Source organism: Actinomadura sp. KC06, from assembly GCF_004348735.1.
Lineage (GTDB): Bacteria > Actinomycetota > Actinomycetes > Streptosporangiales > Streptosporangiaceae > Spirillospora.
Genome location: NZ_SMKT01000376.1, coordinates 1 through 1,570 on the forward strand (window position 1 = coordinate 1; position 1,570 = coordinate 1,570).

At 66.7% G+C, this 1,570-nt stretch carries 1 protein-coding gene and 1 pseudogene; one reads left to right on the forward strand and one right to left on the reverse strand.

What is annotated here, in order from left to right:
* A pseudogene (locus tag E1287_RS43145) lies at positions 1–318 on the reverse strand (hypothetical protein); the annotation flags it as partial.
* A 375-nt stretch (positions 319–693) separates the two neighbouring features.
* Between E1287_RS43145 and E1287_RS43150 the strand changes: the two are divergent.
* A complete protein-coding gene (locus E1287_RS43150; protein ID WP_243719845.1) occupies positions 694–1,374 on the forward strand; it encodes an XRE family transcriptional regulator in 681 nt (226 codons plus the stop codon).
* Positions 1,375–1,570: the final 196 nt, after the last annotated feature.

The following is a 1,570-nucleotide window of genomic DNA, read 5'->3' on the forward strand; positions in this document are numbered from 1 at the left end:
CCGCCCCACGGCCGACCGCAACACCCCGGTCAAGATCACGCGCCGCCTCGTGTCCAGGTGCGGTGGCCGAAACCGGCGACGAGCGGGGCGATCCGCCAGCAGCACTCCGCCCGCCTCGCGCATGAGCCGCATGCGGATCCCCTGCTTGGGCGTGTGCCGAACGGCGTTCGTTACCAATTCGCTGGCGATCAGCGTCACGTCGTCGCGCAGCGCGTCCAGCCCCCACGAAGCCAGGCGCAACTCCACCAGCGTCCGAACCTGTCCCGGTACCGTCCGCGCGGCCAGGCACGTCAGGTCCAGCCCGGCATCGGGCACCACGTCCGCGCCTACCGGTCCGCAACCCATCACGACCACCGCGCCAGCTGCCGCAGTACGAGCACGGCCCGCTCCGCCGCCAGTTCGTTCAACGCCTCGCATCTACCATGTGCCATGGGCCGGAACCACCTTCCGGTCAAGGGCTCGGCCAGCGGGGCAATCGCTGCGTCCGGGCCCGTCTTGTCGTGAGGCATCGAGGATGCGTCCGAGCTGCCGGACGCTTGAACACCGTTCCCAGGACGTCTAGGACGTTTCCGAGCTAGCGTCGAGAACGTCCCACCGTCCCGGCGAGAGGGTGTTGATGTGCCGAACGATGCGCTACGACAGGCCATGACTAGTGCGAGACTGACAGAGCAGGAACTCGCCGAAGCTTGTCAAGTGGACGTCAAGACCGTGGCCCGGTGGGTAGCCGAAGAAGATCGCACACCGCACCCGCGTCACCGCTGGGCAGCTTCGGACGCCTTGGGAGTTGATGAGGGCATGTTGTGGCCTGACGCCATCCGCAAGAACGTGAAAACAGGACCGGACCGCGAGATCGCGGCGGTGTACCCCTACCGCTCGGCCTGCCCCAAGTCCGTCTGGCGCCGCCTCATCGGCGAGGCGAGCAAGGAACTGACCTTCGCCGGTTACACGAACTACTTCCTGTGGCTGGAGATCCCCAACCTCCGGACCGTCCTCCGCCGTAAGGCCGAAGGCGGCTGCCGCGTGAGGTTCCTGGTCGGAGACCCGGAAAGCGACGTCACGCGGCACCGCGAGCAACTCGAATCAGTGCCGCTCACCGTGAGCACGCGGATCAAGATCACCCTCGACGAGCTTTCCAAGGTCGCGGACGTGCCGGGCATCGAGGTTCGCTACGGCGATGACCACATCGCCATGAGCGTCTTCGTCTTCGATGACGAGATGCTCGTGACTCCGCACCTCGCGCACCTGGTGGGCCACGACTCTCCGATGCTCCACATACAGCGCCAGCAGGACGACGGGCTCTACGACCGTTTCGCCTACCACGTCACCGAACTCTGGAACGCCGGACGCGCCATCACGGAATTCACTCCGCAGTAGCCGGCCGATCATTCATCTGGTGGGCCGCGGGGTTGGTGCGGCAGGCGTTAGAAGGGCTTCCTCAGGCCCTGCGCCTCGTCGGCCGCACGCTCCCTGCGGAACTCTCCTTGACGTTCTGCGCTTCGTGGTCAGTCGGTGGGGCGGCGCAGGACGACCGGGCGGACGCGGCCCACCAGATGAATGATCGGCCGGCTAC